Origin of the sequence: Microbacterium sp. NPDC019599 (assembly GCF_040632175.1) — a bacterium.
Taxonomy (GTDB): domain Bacteria; phylum Actinomycetota; class Actinomycetes; order Actinomycetales; family Microbacteriaceae; genus Microbacterium.
Genome location: NZ_JBEYBL010000007.1, coordinates 159,184 through 176,281, shown reverse-complemented (window position 1 = coordinate 176,281; position 17,098 = coordinate 159,184). Strand labels below are relative to the sequence as shown.

Below are 17,098 nucleotides of genomic sequence, written 5' to 3'. Positions count from 1 at the left end.
ATCGCCTACTGGGGGGCGTGAAGCCGATGGCCGAACTCGTCGTGGACGACCTGACCGTGGAATATCACGATGCCGGTCAGCCCGTGCGACCGCTCGACGGCCTGACGTTCTCCGCCCGCGATGGCGAGCTCGTCGTCGTGAAGGCGCCGAGCGGCGGCGGGAAGACGACTCTGCTCTGCGTGCTCGCCGGACTCCTCTCGCCCACGAAGGGCTCGGTCTCTTTCGGTTCGACGATCATCACCGGGCTGTCCGGCCGTGATCTGCTCGAGCATCGCCGTCGCACGGCGGGCATGGTGTTCCAGTCGTTCAACCTCATCGCGAGCCTGTCCGCAGTCGAGAACGTCTCGGCGCCGCTCGTGCTCACCGGGACGCCTGCCCGAACGGCTCGATCGCGTGCGCTGGCGGCACTCGGTCAGGTCGGGCTCGACGATCGCGCGTCGTTCCGTCCGGGGCGCCTCTCCGGCGGCCAGCAGCAGCGAGTCGCGTTCGCCCGCGCCCTCGTCCGCGAGCCTGCGCTGCTGCTGGCGGACGAGCCCACCGCACACCTGGACGCGCCGAACGCCCGTACTGCCGTGAAGCTGCTGCGGGAGTTCGTGCGCCCCGGTCGGGTCGTCGTCGTCGCGACGCACGACGACCGGTTCCTCGAGGTCGCCGACCGCCTCGTGGACCCCTCGTCCGCCCGGGCCGCCTGATGTCGGTCCTGCCGGCCCGAGGCACCCCCGCTTGGGTGCTCGCACTGTGGATCATCCCGCTCGTCATGCCCGCAGTCTGGCTTCGGCTCGTCGCGGCGATCGCCGCGGCCGCGGCGCTCTCCTTCTTCCGCGACCCCGAGCGCGAGCCCGAGGGAGCCGGCTTCCTCGCGGCGGCCGACGGCCTCATCCGCGACGTCGCGCAGCAGGACGACGGGCGCTGGCTCGTCTCGACGTACCTGAGCCTGCGCGACGTCCACGTCACGCGCTCTCCTGTCGATGCCGACATCCTCGCGCAGGATTACCGGCGCGGCGCGCATCGCGCAGCGTTCGGAAGCGAGGCGCATCGAAACGAGCGCCTCGCGTGGCGCCTCGAGACCGAGCATGGGGCACTCGATCTCGTCCAGTACTCCGGCGCCGTCGCGCGCCGGATCGTCCCCTACAAGAGAGCCGGGGCCCGGGTGGAGCGGGGCGCCCGCATCGGGTTGATCCGCTTCGGGTCACGCGTCGACGTCACCCTCCCGGCGGGAGTCGTCCCCCTCGTCACCGTCGGCGTCAGAGTGCGCGCCGGGAGCACCGCGATCGCCGCGGTTCCACGATCATGAAGCTGTTCGGGATGCCGCGGCCCGGCCTGGCGGACGCCGTCACGATCGGCAACGCCCTGTGCGGCGCCGCAGCGATCGGCGTCGTCATCCTCACGCCCTGGGCGCCGGATGCCGCAGGCGAGACTGCCACGCTTCGCATCGTCGCGCTGCTCGTGCTGACCGGCGTCGTGCTCGACGTGTGCGACGGCGCCGTCGCCCGCGCGCGCGGCGGAACACCGCTCGGACAGCACCTCGACTCGCTCGCCGACGTCGCCACCTTCGGCGTGGCGACCGCGCTTGCCGTCGGCGGACTCGCGGCGCGCCACTCGTCCGGCTGGGAGGCGGCCGCCCTCGGCGTCTCGGTGCTCGCCTACGTCACCGCGATGCTCGTGCGCCTCGCCGACTTCGACGCGGGTCGCAACCGCGAGCCGTCCTTCCTCGGGATGCCGTCGCCCCTGGCGGCGGTCACGGCCCTGAGCCTCGGGCTGCTGGCGCTGCCTGCCTGGTTCACCGCGGTGGGGGTCACCCTCGTCGCGTGGCTCATGGTGAGCGGCATCCGCTACCCGCGCAGTCGCGGCGTCGGACTGATGGCCGAGGCCGCAGGGCTCGCGATCGCCGTCGCCGGAATCGTCGGACTCATCGATGTGCGGATCCCCGCCAGCCTGACGATCCTCGGGTGCGTCGTCGTCGCTCCACTGGCGTTCGCCGTCGTGACGCGCCGTCGGGGACGCCCCGAGCCGGCCGATATCCCGGTCGAGCAGGCCGAACCCTGATGCTCCTGCTCCTCGCGCGCGACATGCAGTGGCGCTGGCGGCGCCTCGTCGCGGGCGTGATCGCGACGGCGCTCGTCCTCGCCGTGACCCTGCTGCTGGGTGCGCTGCGTGAGAGCTTCCTCGCGGAGACCGAGCGCACGATCGCCTTCTTCGGCGGGGACGTGTGGGTCGTTCCGGGCGACACCGCGGGTCCCTTCACCTCGAACTCGCCGATCGCTGCGTCCGTCGCCGACGACCTCCGCGCACACGACGACGTGGACGACGCGACCCCGGTGGCGATCTTCCGCCATGCGGTCGAGGGCATCGGCGACGGGTTCACCGATGTGAGCGTCATCGCCTACGAGCCCGGCGGTGTCGTCGAGCCCGTCCTGCAGGAGGGGCGGGCACCGGCCGCGACGGGCGAGACCGCTGTCGACGAGCGCACGGGTGCGCGGATGGGCGATCGGATCACACTCGCGGGCGACGTGTTCACAGTGGTCGGGATCATGCAGGGCTTCACGATGTACGGGGGGACTCCCGGCATCCTGCTCACGCTCGAAGATGCCCAGCGCACCGCCTACGGGGGCGAGGCACTCGCGAGCGCGGTCGTCGTCGCCGGATCCCCGGACGACCTGCCGGACGGTCTCATCGCGCAGGATCCCGACCAGATCGGGGACGACCTGCGACGACCCCTCGCAGTCGTCACGGGCGCCCTCGGCGTGCTCGAACTCGTGCTGTGGATCGTGGCCGCTGCGATCGTGGGCCTGCTGGCCTATCTGTCGAGCCTCGATCGGCAGCGGGATGTGACGGTCTTCAAGGCTCTGGGCGTATCGAGCGGCCGCCTGGTCGTGATCGTGCTGGCGGAGGGAGTCGTCACGGCGGTGCTCGGCGCCGGCGTCGGGCTCGTGCTCGGGATCGTGCTGGTGCCCCTGTTCCCGATCGACGTCGCGGTGAGCCCGACCCAGGCGGTGGTGCTGCTCGGGCTGGCGGTCGTCGTGGGAATGCTCGCGGGGTCGCTCGGCATCCGCCGAGTGCTTCGCGCCGACCCCGCCCGCGCCTTCGCGGCACTGGACTGAGGCGCCGCGCGCACCAGGCGTCCGGCAGTCGAGCCCGGCATGTTACGACTGCGACCTCGGCTCGACAACCCCTGTGCTGATGATCGGCCTCGACTCGTACCGTTCGGGCATGGATGCAGACAGGTCCGCACGCCCCTTCGACCCCGCCTTCCGCAGCGAGGCGGCGCGCCCGTACGACGCCGAGACCCCGTACAACACCGCTCGCCCGGTCGACGCCGACGTGACCCGCCCTGTGGCGGCGACGACGGCCAGCACGAAGATCCGGGACGAGGTGCTCGCGCGCGAAGAGGAGCGCTTCGGCGGCATCAAGTTCGGCTCCGCATTCTTCGGATGGCTCACCGCCACGGGCCTCGCCGTCCTGCTCACCGCCCTCATCGCCGCCATCGGCGGTGCGATCGGGCTCTCGGCGCCGCAGACCGCAGAGGATGCCGCGAACGCCGCGGCCCAGAACATGGGCGTGGCCACGATCATCGGCGCGGTCGCGCTCGGGCTCGTCCTGTTCATCTCGTACTTCGCCGGCGGCTACGTCGCGGGGCGCATGGCGCGCTTCAGCGGACTCAAGCAGGGCCTGGCGGTCTGGCTGTGGGCGGTCGTCATCGCGATCCTCGTCGCCGTCATCACGGCGATCGCGGGCAGCCAGTGGGACATCCTCGCGGCCCTCGACAGCTTCCCGCGCATCCCCGTGACGTCCGAGACCGCGACGACGACCGGCATCCTGACCGCTGTCGGCGCCGCCGTCGTGACACTCGGGGGCGCGCTGCTGGGCGGCGTGGCCGGCATGCGCTACCACCGCCGCGTCGACCGCGAGGGCTTCGGCGCCTGACGGATGCCGCGGCATCCCGGATCTCCTGAGCCGAGGCGTCGCGACCGTAAGCCGCTCCGTCGCGACCGCGAGCCGCTCAGGACTGCGGCTGCGTGCAGGTGACCTGCGCGGCGGTCTGACCCGCGATGTCCGACGGCAGTTCGACGCGCTCCTCGGGCGCTGCGGGCTCGGTGACCGCGGGGTCGGGGTTCGCAGAAGCATCCGGCTCGGCGTCCGACCCAGGCTCGGCGTCCGGTGTCGCCGAAGCGGAGGGAGTCGGCTGCGCGGCCTCGCCCGTCACCTCGACGCCGTACCCCTGGCTCGCCTCACCGGTGAGCGTGAGGGGCTGGTTGTTGCGCAGCGCCTCGAAGAGCACGTCCGCCGCCGAGGTCACCGGCAGGACGTCGCTGCCCTCGGTGCCGACGCGGGCCCGGTAGTACGTGGGGTACTGGACGAAGACGATGTCCTCGTACGCGACGTCCTTCACGGCCATCGCGATCTGCACCATGAGCCGAGGGTTGGTCAGGCCCGAGCTCAGCACGAGCTGCCCCTGCGTCACCTGCGACATCGCCGTGGTCGCGAGGTTGAGGAGGACGGATGGGTTGGCGAGCACGGCGTCGGACTGGAGCTTGCGCACCATCGACGACATGAACTGCTGCTGGTTCGAGATGCGGCCGAGGTCGGAACCGTCGCCGATGCCGTGACGGATGCGCAGGAACTGCAGGGCCTGGACTCCCTGCAGCGTGTGCTGTCCCGCGGTGAGGCTCAGGCCCGTGTGCTCGTCGCTGATGTCGCCCGCGACGCACACGTCGACGCCGCCGATCGCATCGGACATGTGGATGACGCCGGTCCAGCGGATCGCGGCTGCGAACTGGATGCTCTCGCCCGTGAGCTGCTCGACGGTCCGCGCCGTGCAGCCGAGGCCGCCGTAGAAGTACGACGCGTTGATCATCTCGCCCCACATCGGGGACGACTCCCCGCCGTCCTCCTGGGCGCACGCGGGGATGTCGACGAGCATGTCGCGCGGGATCGAGACGACCGTCACGCGCCGCGGGCTGTCGCTGATGTGCACGAGCATCGTCACGTCGTTGCGCTCGCCCGGCGAGTCGTCGTTCGCGCACCGCGGGAAGAGCGCGACATCCTGCCCCTCGCACGAGTCGGTGCCGACGAGGAGGAGGTTGACGCCGCCCTCGATCGCGCCGAGAGACGGCGGGATGCTGTCATCGCCGTCCAGGACGACCGCGTTGTCGGCGATGGCGGATGCCGCATTCCAGACCGAGAATGCAGCGACCCCTGTCACGCTCACCACCAGGACGAGCGCGGTGATGCCGAGCATCGCCAGGAGGCCGAGGATGGGGTGAGGCGAGCGCAGGCGCCCGTGACGGGCGATGGTCTCGCGCCCGGTCTGCGAGGACCGGGCGCCGCGGGTCGCCAACCCGTCAGCCCTTCGCGTTGCCGTTGGAGCAGGTCTCCTGGGCGGCGGTCTGACCGGCGATGGCGGACGGCAGCGCGACGGCCGTCTCGCTCGGCGCGGGCGTTGAAGTGGCGTCCGGCGCAGGCGTCTCCGTCGGCGTCTCAATGGGAGTCTCGGGCTCGACGACGACGACGCCGTCGCCCTGGCTGACCTCACCCGTCAGCTGAAGCGGCTGGTTCGTGGACAGTGCATCCCACAGCGCCTGCGCCGCCGTCTCGTTCGGCACGACCCGGTTCGAGTCTGCGGGATCGTCGACGACGGGGTACTGGATGAACACGATCTCGTCGAACGGCACGTTCTTCACCGCGAGCGCGATCTGCACGAGCGTCAGCGGATTGGTGAGCGTCTGCGACGGGGTGATGTTGTCGACGGCCGTCGTCGCAAGCTTGTAGAGGGTCCCGGGATTGGTCAGCACCTCTTCGCTCACGAGTTTGCGAGCCAGGCGGGACATGTACTGCTGCTGGTTCGAGATGCGGCCGAGGTCGCCGCCGTTTCCGACGCCGTGGCGCGTGCGCAGGAACTGGAGCGCCTCGATGCCGGCGATCGTGCGCGTGCCGGCCGGCCAGTCGATGCCGGTGTACGGGTCCTTGATGCCGCTCGCGAGACACACGTCCACGCCGCCGACGGCGTTCGTGATCTCGATGACGCCGCCCCACGTGATCTTGGCCGCGTACTGGATGTCGAGCCCGGTCATCTGCGAGACCGTCTTGACGACGCACGAGAGGCCGCCGTACATGTATGCCGAGTTGAGCATCTGCTTGCTCATGGCGGAGGTCTCGGATCCGTCTTCGCGCGTGCACGACGGGATCGGCACCATGAGGTCTCGAGGGAACGAGATGACGGTCACTCGCCGCGGGTTGTCCGAGATGTGCACGAGCATGTTGACGTCGTTGAGCTCGGCCTCGGCGTCGCTGCCGGTGCAGCGGTCGCCGAAGTATCCGGCGTACGCCTCTTCACACGCGTCCGTTCCGGCCAGGAACAGGTTGACGCCGCCCTCGATCGCGCCGATGTCGGGCGGAACCGACTCCTGACCCTCGAGCTGGACGGCATCGCTCGTGAAGCTCTGGGTGAGATCGACCGCCGCATACGCCGCGATGCCGACACCGGATACGAGCACGACCGCGAGCATCACGCCGAGGATCTTCACGATCTGCGCGAAGGGATGCGGCGACCGCAGCTCTCCGTGGCGTGCGATCGTGCGACGGCCGCGCTTTGCAGGCTTGGTCGTCTGGCTCACTCGGATCCTCTCGGCGGTCGGGACTGCCCGACCGGATCCCTCGGGCAAGGCGAAGGGCAGAGTTCGGCCAGGGCAGAGACCATATTCTCATGGGCGGCTGGACCGTCCCTGAGTGCGCGGCGGAAGCGCTCGCACCGGCTAAACGAACGTGAGTCGGCCACGGACGATGGAGTCGCCCGAATGAGCCGGATCCCCGTCGATCGGCTCGAACGAGATGTCGACGAGGTCGTACTGCGCGAGGTCCACACCCGCCGGGATCGCGAACGACCCGGACTCGCCCTCCAGGACGCCCAGGCTGATGAGCGCCTCGCCGTCGTTGCGGATGAGCCAGACCTCGCGATAGTCGTCCGACGCGGCGTCGCCCTCGAGGGTCACGGTGAGCGTCCGGGCGCCGTCGCGGGCCTCGTCGACCTCCGCCGTCCCCACGGCCTGCGCATGGTCGGGGAACGCCTCGAGCGACGCCGAGGCGATCGAGGTGGGCGCGAGGCTGCCGCGCACGGCGACCCACACGCCTCCCCCGACCACGAGGACGAGTGCGAAGGATGCCGCGAGCACCCACCACGCCCGCTGCGACCAGCGACGCCTCGGCGAGCCGGGCGCTGAGTCGACGGATGCTGTCTCCCCCGCCTGCGCGTCGGTTTCCGGCGTGCCGGTCGGCGCCGGGTCGGCAGAGGTCAGGCCCGTCGGCGCCGGGCCGGTCGGCGCCGCGTCGGGCGACGTCGCGAACGCTCCCGGCGCGGGAGCAGCATCCGTCCCCTCCGTCCGTGCTTCGGCGGCGAACGGGTCCGCGACCTCATCGCTGAGCGCCAGCTCACCGGCGATGGCGTCCCACACGCGGGCCGGCGGGACCTCGAGGCGAGGCTCGTCCATCGTGGAGCGGGCGACGACCGCCGCGTGCGTCATCTCTGCGACCTCGGCTGCGCAGACGGGGCAGGAGGCCAGGTGCTCGCGCTCGGCCGGCGAGGCGACGGGCTCGCCCAACGCGATCAGGGCGAGCTGTTCCGGGTCAAGGTGTGACACGGGTCACCTCCAATCGGTTGCGCATTCGGATGAGACTTCGTCGGATGTGGCTCTTCACGGTGCCCAGCGGCATCCCGAGCCTCCGCGAGATCTCCTCGTGGGTCAGATCGTCGTAGAACGCCAGGCGCATGACGGCTCGGGCATCCGGCTCCAGCTGCTGCATCTCGTTCGCGACGAGGAGCGTCTCGGACAGGTCGAGCGGTTCCCGCGTGAGATCGTCCGGGCTCGTGAAGCGCTCCATCTCGGCCTGGATGGCGCGGATCTTCGCCCTGGACTCGTGCATGTCCGCGATTCGTCGCCGGGCGATCGCGACGAGCCACGTCGACAGCCGCGCTTTCGACGCGTCGTAGCTCGCACGCGATGTCCACGCCGAGACGAAGGTGCGCTGCGTCACGTCCTCGGCGTCGCTGCGGTCGCCCAACGAGCGCAGCGCGAGCGTGAAGACGACGGGAGACCAGCGGCGGTACACCTCGGCCAGCGCCGCCTCGTCGCCCGCGCGGAAGCGCTCGGCGAGGAGGGCCTCGGCATCCGCCGCCTCTTCTCGCGGCGCGTCCGGCGGTGTGTCCGGCTCCACTGCGTCCTCGCTCCTCGTGATCGTCGCGCGATCGCGACCACGCTATCCCCGATGCCCGTCTGTCGCCCGGTCGGTCCCGCGGACTCGCCGAACGTCCCTCAATGCATTCCCCGCGGGGGTGGATTTCGGATGCACCGGCGCGCGTCCCGGACGGATCTCGATCGAAGTGCATCCGTTTCGCGCGTCCGGGCGGAAGAACTCTTCAGCGCACGGAATCGGGCGCCTCCCCATCGAAGGAGATGAACCATGAACAGGATCACCCGCTCGTCGATCGCAGCCCTCGCGGCGGTGGCGCTGGCGCTGGTCGCGACGCCGGCCCACGCCACCGGCGGCACACCCTCGGGGACCATCGTCGACGTCGCCGTCGCAGCATCCGGGGGCGGCACTCCCGACAGCAACCCGTGGGACTACGACATCCTCGTGCAGGCCGTGCTCGCGACGGGACTCGCCCCCACTCTCGCCGACACGAGCACGAAGTACACGGTGTTCGCCCCGAACGACCGCGCCTTCCTGCGCCTCGTGCACGACCTCACCGGTGTGACGCCCGCCTCCGAGGCCGAGGCCCTGACCACGATCACGACGGCCTTCACGGGCGATCAGATCAAGAACATCCTGCTGTACCACGTCGTCGCCGGTAAGAAGCTCGGACCCATCCGCGTCCTGACGGCAGGCTCGCTCACGATGGCCAACGGCGGGATCGTCAAGCCCCGCGGCATCAGCCTCCGCGACGAGACCCCCGCTCTCAGGGACCCGCGCCTCGTCCTCTGGAAGATCAACATCCAGGCGTCCAACGGCGTCATCCACACGATCGACCGAGTGCTCGTTCCTGCCGCGTGAGACCGGAGAACCTCCGCGACCGGTCAGGTCGCGGAGGTTCTGTCCGCCGGCTCGGGGCCGGCGATATGGCGGAGGGTGTGGGATTCGAACCCACGGGACATTGCTGCCCACTGGTTTTCAAGACCAGGTCCATCGGCCGCTCGGACAACCCTCCCGACGGATGCCGCAGCATCCACCGACCGGCGTCGAGTCTAGCCGACGGGGTTGCCGCGGCATCCGGGGCCGCCAGGCGGGCGTCAGGCGTCGCCCTCGACGAGCGCCGCGTGGATCCACTTCGCGACGTCGGGATCGCGGAGGTAGCCGCTGATGCCGTGCTTGTTCTCGGTGTCGTTCTCGACGGCGAGGTTCTTGATCGGCGGCTGCACGTCGAACCACTCCGGCTCGAGCGAGCGCAGCGCCACGACGTCGTGCGTGTCGTACGCGTTCGACCAGCTGCCGACGACGGCCGGCCACTTGATGCGGCCGAGGGCGGACTTGATGGTTCCGATGCCGAGGGGCGAGCCGACGGTGATGAAGTGCGGGATCTTCCAGCCCGACGACTCACCGCGATCGCGCAGCAGCCGGTAGGCGATGATCGTCCCGAGCGAGTGGGCGACGACGACCGTCTCAGCCCCTGGCGTCACCGCCGCGACCACGCCTTCATCGATCGGCCCGCTGATGTTGTCGTTGTGCAGATACTGGTAGACGTCGTTCGTCGCGAGCGAGATCGCGGCGCTGCTCGCCCAGGGCGCGTGGGCGTCGAGCGCACGGAGGATCGCCAGGACGAAGCCGGCGTTCTGCAGCCCGCGCTCGACGAGCACCGCCTCATCCGACGCGTGGGTCGCCGCCTCGATCTCGGCGGGGGTCAGCTGGACCTTCTGCTGAAGCTCGGCGACGAAGGCCTCGAGGAACACCTGTGCGCCCTCGTCGCCTTCGATCCCCCGCACGAGCACCTTCGCGACGTCCTTGGGATCGCGACCCGCGACGAGCTGGACGAGGGTGTTGCCGTAGTAGGGGAAGTGGATCGACGTCTCGCCGATCGGCAGCTCGAGGCCTGACTTGGCGAGTCCCTCCTCCAGGTAGCCGATCCATTTGTGCTTCTCCTCCAGGGGCGGCAGGCCCTCCTGCGCGCGACCGTGGACGAACACGAGCTCTCGCGGCATGTCATTCCTCCCTCTCGCCGATGACGGCGCCGATCAGCGCGTCGGCCGCGGCGGGCTCCACCTGGGTCCAGATCGAGTCCACGAGGTTCGGCTCGATCCCCTCGAACGCGACGGGCAGACGGATGCCGCGGAGCCGCGCGGCCGCCCACCCCCGTGCGAGGAGCGGAGTGGACGGGTGCACGCCCTCGACATCGGCCGGGGCGCGCCCGTCGAGGTCCCCCGAGAGCATCGCGAGATCGAACGGCCGGAAGGCCCAGCGTCCACGCACCGCCTCGTCGATCCGCCGGACGTCCTCGACGCGACGCCGGTCGGCGAGGGCGTACGCGGCATAGAGCGCCAGGGCGAGATCGCCGTCCGACCCGTCGGCGACGAACGTCGCGAGCGCGGTCGCCTCGTCGTCCTCCAGCCACAGGTCTCCGAGCCGCGTGCGGGCGGACAGGATGCTGCGCAGCCGGTGGACATCCGCGCGCACCGTCCGGCCGTCGGTGGGCACGACGAGCAGGTCCCTCAGCTCTCCCGCGGAGAAGGCCGCCACCGTCGTGGCCGCGACGGGTGCGGGCAGGACGAAGGCTGATCCGTCCGCCGTCCTGATCGCGACATCGACCGACCCGGTGTCGCCCGCGCCGCGCACGACGACCCGGGCGTCGTCGAGCAGGACGGCCTCTCCCCCAGTCGCCCGTGCGGAGCTCACGGTCGCCCCCGCGGCGATCAAGCCGGCCTCGCGGTCCGTCACGGGAACAGTCGCCGCGTCCCGCGCTCGCGCGAGCACGACGAGGTCCGGCGGCCCGCCGAGCGCTCCGCCGGCGGCCCCGACATCGAGCCCGAGGATCGAGCGCGTCGCCTGACGGAGCTGCTCGACGGGATCGACCTCGGCGCTGACGGGTCCCCCGGGGGGCGCCGTCGAAAGCCCCGGCTCGACCCCCTTGGCAAGCGGAAATCGCGAGAGCACGTCGTCCGAGAGAGCGCGCGCGACGGGTTTCTGGATCCGGGCGCCTTCGCCCGCTGCCGCCAGACGCCGGGCGACGTCCTTGCGAAGGAACTCGTTGAGGCGCGGCTTGGTGCGGACGACGGCGAATCCGTCGTCGCCATCCGGGTCCATCGCCTCCGGATGCTGTCCGCGCAGCGCAGAGACGAGCGCCTCCGTGTAGAGCGCCTTGTAGTGCGGGTCGGGCTCTTCCTCGGTCGGCGTCAGGAGCTCGAAGGAGGCGTGGCCGATCGACGTCGCGTAGAACACGTCGACCGGATGCTCCTCATCCGTCGCGGGCGTGGGGAAGACCGCGATGCCGGTTACGAGCTGCGCGCGCCGTCGCGTCGCCGGGGTGCGGCACGCGTCGGAGATGAAGACGACGTTGCCCACATTGCAGTAGCGCGCGAAGTCGATGCTCTCGTTGAGATCGATCGCCTCGTGCGCCTTGTCCGGTGCGCCGGAGAGCAGCCACACCTCGTCGCTGCCGCGCACCGTCCCGTGGCCGGCGAAGTAGACGAGCAGCTGGTCGAGGCTGCCGTCGCAGAATGCGGTGATCGTGTCGAGCACGACATCGGCCTTGATCGGGCCGCCGGACTCGTCCGACAGCTTGGCGATGCGCCGGTCGGGAATCTCCTGCCACTTCGCCCAGTCCTCCATGGCACGGATGCCGGCGTCGACAGCCTGAAGGGTGGGAAGGCCACCACCCGTCTGTTTCACACCGATGAGGACGATGGCCCGCTCCACGATCAGTCCGCCTCTCCCGCCGGCGCCTCGCCGTCGGTCGCGAGCCGGGATCCCGGAACGTCGTCGATCACGAACTCACCCGGATCGACGGCGGCCGCGGCGGCCGCGGCCTCTTCCGCCGCCATCTCGGCGGTCCGCAGGATGCCGCGGGCGACGGTCTCTGGGCCGCTCCACGAGCTGATCCGCTCCAGTGCGTCGATGGGAGCAGCGAGGCGGTACAGGCCGCCGTCGCCCACCGCGACGGCGCTCCGGCGGCGGGCATCCGACAGGCCGCTCAGCCACTCGGCGTTGCAGTACCAGCCGTCGAAGGACTCGATCTCGAAGATGTTGATCTCGTCCCCCGGGCGTGTATAGCCGGACGGCGAGACGGCGATGCGGCTGGGCTCGCACGACGGATCCACGCCGATGATGACGCCTTCGACCTGGAACTCCGGCGGATTGCGACGGGCGACCGCGGCGCGGGCGAGGGGAAGACCGCGGCCGAAGACCTCGTGGTCGGATTCACGACCTTCCCAGCCCGCGAACCACGACGGCGGGACGTAGGCCGTGATGGGAGGGGTGGCTTCGCCGTCGGGAGTCTCGCCGCCCTCCTCCGCGGTGGCAGCGGCAGCGGCGTCTTCAGCGGTGGGGCGTGTGAGGTCGTCGACGACCGTCCCGATGAACTCGTCGATGGTCGCGGTGACGAGCTCGTCGGCGAGCCGCGACGTGACCCACTCGAGCTCGGCGAGCATCCGGACGCGCACGTCGTCGTGGGGATACCGGCGCGCTCGCGCGGACGCCTCCGCCGCGATCTCGTCGAGGCGTGCGAGCGCCGGGCCTTCGCGCGGTCTGCGGAGCCGAGCTCGGATGACGCCCGCGCTCAGTGCCCGCATCCGCTCGACGTCCTCGCTGTTGAAGACGTACGAGAAGGCGTCGGCCAGCTCCGCGGCGCCCTGTGCACCGCCGGTCGTGATGAGCTTCGAGAGCGCCGTCGTCCACCGGCCCGTCATCCATCCGACCTGCAGGCGCTCCTCATGACGGAATCGCTCACCCATCTCGGCGACGATGTCGTCCCGCCCGAGGTAGAGCGCGGCGGCGGCCGCGAAGTTGGCCTCCCGCCGGTCGTCCCGGTTCGCGTTCTCCAGGACGCTCTCCCACAGCTCCTGCGCCTCCCGTGAGCCGCGAGCCGTGTAGAACTCGGCCAGCCAATCCGTGTAGAGCACGTCACCGCCCGCCGAGAGCTTGCGCAGCGTCGGCACGCCCGCCTCGTCGTCGAGCATGAGCTGCGCGTACGCCCTGAGGGCGGTCGACCACTGTGCGTCCTCGCCCTCCTCCGGCTGTTCGGGCAGGACGGCGAGGGCCTCCTGCGCGCGCACCAGGTTGAGCGCGCTGTAGACCACCTCCCAGGTCGAGTCCGGGCGGTTCTCCTCGGTGTCGAAGTGCTTGGCGATGAAGAGGCTCGTGTTCATGAGCCCGACCTCGCGGAGGTCGTTGGCGAGGTTCCGCCAGCGCGGGACCCCGTCGGACGCGTGGGTGCCGAATCCCGCGATCGCGAAGTGCAGCGACTCCCAGGGCCGCTCGGACCGCGGCGGATCCTCGAATCTGGCGAGCTGCTGGACGAGCAGCCGGCGCAGGTCGTGGGCCCACGGCAGGTCGTCGGGGATGGGCGAGATCCCTTCGGCCTGCTCGCAGAGATCCCAGGCCTGTTCGAGGTCCTCCTTCTCGCGCGCGGGATCGTCCGCCCCCGCCGTGACGTAGATCGCGTCGGCGAGGCGCCACATGATCTCCGGCTGTCCGGGATGCTGTGTGTTGGCCCGCTGGAAGCACTCGAGTGCCAGGAAGTTCAGCCCCGCCCAGATGGCCTGCGAGCCGATGTCGAGCAGCGCCTCGGCGCGTTCGGCATCCGTCGCGTCGATCTCCTCGACCGCCGTCAGGCGCAGGCGGGTGGCCGTCTCGCGGAGCGCTTCGGAGAGGTCCGGGATCCACAGCAGGCCCACGAGCCGGTTCGCCTCGTCGAACTGATGCTCGCCGAGCAGGCGTGTCGCCAGCGCGAGGATGACTTCGGCCGACACGGGTTCGAACAGCATCGTGAGCTTCGATGAGGCGCCCGCGACGGTGGGAAGGCCGTCCACGAGCGTCTGCACAGCCGTCAGGGTCACGGCGTCGGCGGGGGCCGGGGCCGAGGAGGGAGGCGGCGAATCGCTGCCGAAGGACCCTGCCGACGAGTCGCTCCCGGCCGGCTCGGCCGAGGAGTCGCTGCCGGCGGACTCGGACGGCGAGTCCGGTCCGGGGACAGGGGCGGCCGCGAGACGACGGCGCTCGACGAACTCGTGGACGCCGGCGAGGTCGACGGACACGCCGGGGCGGGGCGCGTCGAGCATGGACGAGCGGCCGATGTCGAAGCCGCGTCGGAAGAGGAAGGACTCGGCGGCGATGATCGCCCGCTCCGAGGCCTTCGCGGCCGAAGTGGAGACCGCGGCGAGGAGGGCGCGCGCCCGGGCGACGAGGGGCACCGCGTCCGCCCTTCCGGCGAGGCCCAGGATGCGCACCAGCACGAGGATGAGATCGATCTGCGACGAGGCCCGCCCTCGACCGAGGCGAGAGAGGACGGTCCGATCGTCGCCGTCGCGGGCCTCGAGCAGGTACTCCACGAGGTTCGACACGAGGTTCGCCGCGAACTGCCGGTTCTGCTCGACCTCATCGACCTGCTCGACGGCGCGCTGCAGCGCCGCGGCCCGGTCCGGGAGCCAGACGGCCCAGTCCGCGACTGTGGCATCCATGCGCAGCACTCGCCACGCCTCTTCCCATTCGCCGACGGTCATGGCCTCGAGCCAGGCCTGGAACCAGGTGGCCGTGCCGGTCTCCCGGTTGAGCTCCAGCCCCGCGAGCAGGGCCTGCTCTCGATCCGGCCATGAGTCGCGCCCGAACCGCCCCCACCAGTCGTCGTGCGCCGCGCGCTTCAACAGCTCGTCGGCGGCCGACCGGATCCCCGACGTGAGCGATTCGAGCGAGCGGGGCACGTCGTTGCGCAGCTCTGCCTCGCTGACGCTCGCCGCATCGCCCTCGTCGAGCGCCGCGACCATCCGGTCGATGAACCCGGACAATTCGGACAACGCGCCCTTGAGCCGTTCCGACGTCGATTCGAGCCCCGCGCTCATGTGCGCTGCCCTCCCCACCCGGTGTGGTCCTGGTGCGGTGCGGCGGGGCTCGGACGAGCCGTCGCGGCGGGCGCGCCCGTGGGGCCGCCGGTCGGCGCCGGCGCGCCGCTCGTGGTTCCCGGCGACTGCGCGCCCGGCGCCTGGTGACCGGTGCCCTGCTCGTCGCTCGTCGCGGGCGGCGTCAGCAGCCGCACGTCGCCCTCCGCGGTCGTGACGACGCACACCGCGCCGAACGCGACCTTGTCCTGCTGCGTGGGGTTGCGCGGCGACGGCGGCCCGACCTGGCGAAGCTCCCCGCGCGCGAATTGGACCGCGTGCTCGACGGACTCGCCGAGGAGCAGATCCTTGTAGAACTCCTTGCCGAAGTCCGACGCGTGATTGCTCGTCGCTATGTGCTGTCCGACCACGAGCGCGCGCACGTCCGTCTCGGGGACGCCCTGCACCTCGTTCGTCAGCACGCTCAGGAAGACCGACAGCGGCGCCGGCGGCTCGAACCGCGGTGAGCCGAGCTGGAAGACGACCGCCTTCGCGTGGGAGGCGGCCAGGTACACGCGCATGTCGCGGAAGTCCACGTACGTCGTCGAACCCCACACGTCCTCGCTCGGGAAGATGAACTGCCCGTCGGTCGTCGCCGTCGAGACGAGGTGCACGACATCCCATCCCGCCGCGTCGCGGACGAGGGTGTTGAACTTCCTCAGGTCCACGCCCGTCTCGACACGGGCCTCGACGGCGGGCGACGACGCGAGCCGTTCCTGGATCGCCGTCGCGGCCGCCACGAGCGCGTCGCGCGAGACACCGTCCACGTCGTTGACGACCACCAGGACCCGGATGCTGTCCTTCGGCTGAAGGGCGCCCTTTCCGGTCTCGACATACCGCGAGAACACCCAGCTCCTCGACGTCGCGAGCTCCGCCGCGTACTCCCACGGGATGGCGGTCAGCGGGTTGGCGGGGTCGGCGAGGAGCCGCACGAGCGGTGGACGGCGCTGGTCCTGCGCCTCCCGCAGCTTCTTGATGGGTTCGGGCAGGAGTGCGCGGTCGAGCACTCGCCCGAGCACCGTGACCTGCTCCTCGGTCGCGAGCTGATTGCGCCGCGCCCAGTTGTCGAGCGCATCGAAGAGATCGTCGCCGAGGTCGTGCAGGGACCACGTGGGGCTCTCCGGGAGTCCTCCGACGCTGATCGCCCACCGGCGGTCCTCGCCTGCGACGGTCGTCTCCTCGAACGCGAGGTCGAGGACGGCGGGTGGCAGATAGCGGGCGCCCTCGAGGAAGCCCGTCTCGAGGTTGCGGTTGCGCTGCGTGAGCGCCGCCGGGCTGATCCGCTCGAGCCAGCGCCGGGACGCGGCATCCGGATGATCGTGGAGATCGCCGAGCCTCTCGAGGAGCACCGCCTGCTCGGCGGGAGTCGCGGCGTCGTGGGCGATGCGGTCAAGCTCGTCCAGCACGGCGTGGAGCGGGAGGAAGTAGCCACCGAGCGGGGACGCTTCGGCTCTCGAGGCCGAGACGTGGCCGCACACGAAGCCGTCCGCAGTGAGCACTGCCGAGCCCGAGAGGCCCTTGTCGACGGACTCCGCACGTAGGCGCGAGTACACGTGACCGCTGTTGTCGAGGTTGACGCGCGACCCGGTCGTGAAGGGGTTCGTGTCGTACCCGACCCACGTGCGCCCGAAGCCGCCCACGCGCACCTCGTCGGGCTCTTCGGGCTGCCACGAGTCGAGCAGCACCGCGAGCGGGAACGCCCCGCCGTCGGAGCGTTCGAGCAGCGCGAAGTCCGGCCAGAGGTGCTCGGCCGTCTGCACGGGAGCCAGCAGGCGCTCGTCGTCGTCGCGCGGGACCTTGAGCTTCACGACGGTGGGGATGGCGTCCGCCGCACCTGCCGGGTACACCGCGACGGCGCCGCCCGGCGGCACATCCTCGACGACGTGCCGGCACGTGACGAGCAGCGTCGAGGACACCGCGAACCCGGTGCCCTGCTTCGCCCCGTCCCCGACCCGGTACACGCACTCGGAGAGCAGGTCGTCGAACTCGCCCGCCATAGCTCCGCCCGTCGACCGCCCGGGACCCCC

Annotated in this window: 14 protein-coding genes and 1 tRNA gene; 6 read left to right on the top strand and 9 right to left on the bottom strand. The window is 71.0% G+C overall.

The window, feature by feature from the left end; all coding sequences use genetic code 11:
* Positions 1-26 precede the first annotated feature (26 nt).
* The 5 genes from ABZ477_RS13590 to ABZ477_RS13570 all read left to right on the top strand — a co-directional run bounded on the left by ABZ477_RS13590 (position 27) and on the right by ABZ477_RS13570 (position 3,924).
* The gene (locus tag ABZ477_RS13590) at positions 27-692 is read left to right on the top strand and encodes an ABC transporter ATP-binding protein (protein ID WP_360133953.1); all 666 of its coding nucleotides are present in this window, start codon (positions 27-29) and stop codon (positions 690-692) included.
* Positions 693-727: 35 nt separating this feature from the next.
* A complete protein-coding gene (locus ABZ477_RS13585) occupies positions 728-1,294 on the top strand; it encodes a phosphatidylserine decarboxylase (RefSeq protein ID WP_360133824.1) in 567 nt (188 codons plus the stop codon).
* Positions 1,291-2,046, top strand: coding sequence for a CDP-alcohol phosphatidyltransferase family protein (locus ABZ477_RS13580; protein WP_360133821.1), 756 nt, complete (start codon positions 1,291-1,293; stop codon positions 2,044-2,046). The genes ABZ477_RS13585 and ABZ477_RS13580 overlap by 4 nt, the downstream gene beginning before the upstream one ends.
* Positions 2,046-3,101, top strand: a complete 1,056-nt coding sequence (locus ABZ477_RS13575) for an FtsX-like permease family protein (RefSeq protein ID WP_360133817.1) — start codon at positions 2,046-2,048, stop codon at positions 3,099-3,101. Before ABZ477_RS13580 ends, ABZ477_RS13575 begins: the two co-directional genes overlap by 1 nt.
* Positions 3,102-3,210: 109 nt before the next feature.
* Positions 3,211-3,924, top strand: coding sequence for a hypothetical protein (locus ABZ477_RS13570; RefSeq protein WP_360133814.1), 714 nt, complete (start codon positions 3,211-3,213; stop codon positions 3,922-3,924).
* 76 nt (positions 3,925-4,000) lie between these two features.
* Here the strand turns inward: ABZ477_RS13570 and ABZ477_RS13565 are convergent, their stop codons facing one another.
* The 4 genes from ABZ477_RS13565 to ABZ477_RS13550 form a co-directional block, all read right to left on the bottom strand.
* On the bottom strand, positions 4,001-5,338 hold the full coding sequence (locus tag ABZ477_RS13565) for an LCP family protein (protein ID WP_360133811.1): 1,338 nt from the start codon (positions 5,336-5,338) through the stop codon (positions 4,001-4,003).
* A gap of 4 nt (positions 5,339-5,342) precedes the next feature.
* Positions 5,343-6,614 carry an LCP family protein gene (locus ABZ477_RS13560; RefSeq protein WP_360133808.1) on the bottom strand — a complete coding sequence of 424 codons (1,272 nt, stop codon included), beginning with the start codon at positions 6,612-6,614 and terminating at the stop codon, positions 5,343-5,345.
* A 138-nt stretch (positions 6,615-6,752) separates the two neighbouring features.
* Entirely contained in the window at positions 6,753-7,634 is an 882-nt protein-coding gene (locus ABZ477_RS13555) for an anti-sigma factor (RefSeq protein ID WP_360133805.1), read from the bottom strand.
* Positions 7,621-8,208 carry a sigma-70 family RNA polymerase sigma factor gene (locus tag ABZ477_RS13550; protein WP_360133803.1) on the bottom strand — a complete coding sequence of 196 codons (588 nt, stop codon included), beginning with the start codon at positions 8,206-8,208 and terminating at the stop codon, positions 7,621-7,623. The genes ABZ477_RS13555 and ABZ477_RS13550 overlap by 14 nt, the downstream gene beginning before the upstream one ends.
* A 246-nt stretch (positions 8,209-8,454) precedes the next feature.
* Here ABZ477_RS13550 and ABZ477_RS13545 point away from each other — a divergent pair, with 246 nt between their 5' ends.
* Positions 8,455-9,045 (top strand): fasciclin domain-containing protein, encoded by a 591-nt coding sequence (locus ABZ477_RS13545; RefSeq protein ID WP_360133800.1) that lies wholly within the window; start codon positions 8,455-8,457, stop codon positions 9,043-9,045.
* Positions 9,046-9,111: 66 nt separating this feature from the next.
* On the opposite strand, the gene ABZ477_RS13540 is transcribed toward ABZ477_RS13545, so the two are convergent.
* From ABZ477_RS13540 to ABZ477_RS13520, 5 genes are all read right to left on the bottom strand, one after another.
* A tRNA-Ser gene (locus ABZ477_RS13540) sits at positions 9,112-9,199 on the bottom strand.
* 82 nt (positions 9,200-9,281) lie between these two features.
* On the bottom strand, positions 9,282-10,187 hold the full coding sequence (locus ABZ477_RS13535) for a hypothetical protein (protein WP_360133797.1): 906 nt from the start codon (positions 10,185-10,187) through the stop codon (positions 9,282-9,284).
* A gap of 1 nt (position 10,188) precedes the next feature.
* Positions 10,189-11,898 (bottom strand): hypothetical protein, encoded by a 1,710-nt coding sequence (locus ABZ477_RS13530; RefSeq protein ID WP_360133794.1) that lies wholly within the window; start codon positions 11,896-11,898, stop codon positions 10,189-10,191.
* Positions 11,899-11,900: 2 nt separating this feature from the next.
* Positions 11,901-15,035 carry a hypothetical protein gene (locus ABZ477_RS13525; protein ID WP_360133791.1) on the bottom strand — a complete coding sequence of 1,045 codons (3,135 nt, stop codon included), beginning with the start codon at positions 15,033-15,035 and terminating at the stop codon, positions 11,901-11,903.
* Positions 15,032-17,068 (bottom strand): serine protease, encoded by a 2,037-nt coding sequence (locus ABZ477_RS13520; protein WP_360133788.1) that lies wholly within the window; start codon positions 17,066-17,068, stop codon positions 15,032-15,034. Before ABZ477_RS13520 ends, ABZ477_RS13525 begins: the two co-directional genes overlap by 4 nt.
* Positions 17,069-17,098: the final 30 nt, after the last annotated feature.

Bases quoted from the DNA above. Each gene is read 5' to 3' on its own strand.
- ABZ477_RS13590 (WP_360133953.1), top strand. From the start codon at position 27: ATGGCCGAACTCGTCGTGGACGACCTGACCGTGGAATATCACGATGCC.
- ABZ477_RS13580 (WP_360133821.1), top strand. From the start codon at position 1,291: ATGAAGCTGTTCGGGATGCCGCGGCCCGGCCTGGCGGACGCCGTCACG.
- ABZ477_RS13575 (WP_360133817.1), top strand. From the start codon at position 2,046: ATGCTCCTGCTCCTCGCGCGCGACATGCAGTGGCGCTGGCGGCGCCTC.
- ABZ477_RS13570 (WP_360133814.1), top strand. From the start codon at position 3,211: ATGGATGCAGACAGGTCCGCACGCCCCTTCGACCCCGCCTTCCGCAGC.
- ABZ477_RS13545 (WP_360133800.1), top strand. From the start codon at position 8,455: ATGAACAGGATCACCCGCTCGTCGATCGCAGCCCTCGCGGCGGTGGCG.
- ABZ477_RS13535 (WP_360133797.1), bottom strand. From the start codon at position 10,187: ATGCCGCGAGAGCTCGTGTTCGTCCACGGTCGCGCGCAGGAGGGCCTG.
- ABZ477_RS13525 (WP_360133791.1), bottom strand. From the start codon at position 15,035: ATGAGCGCGGGGCTCGAATCGACGTCGGAACGGCTCAAGGGCGCGTTG.
- ABZ477_RS13520 (WP_360133788.1), bottom strand. From the start codon at position 17,068: ATGGCGGGCGAGTTCGACGACCTGCTCTCCGAGTGCGTGTACCGGGTC.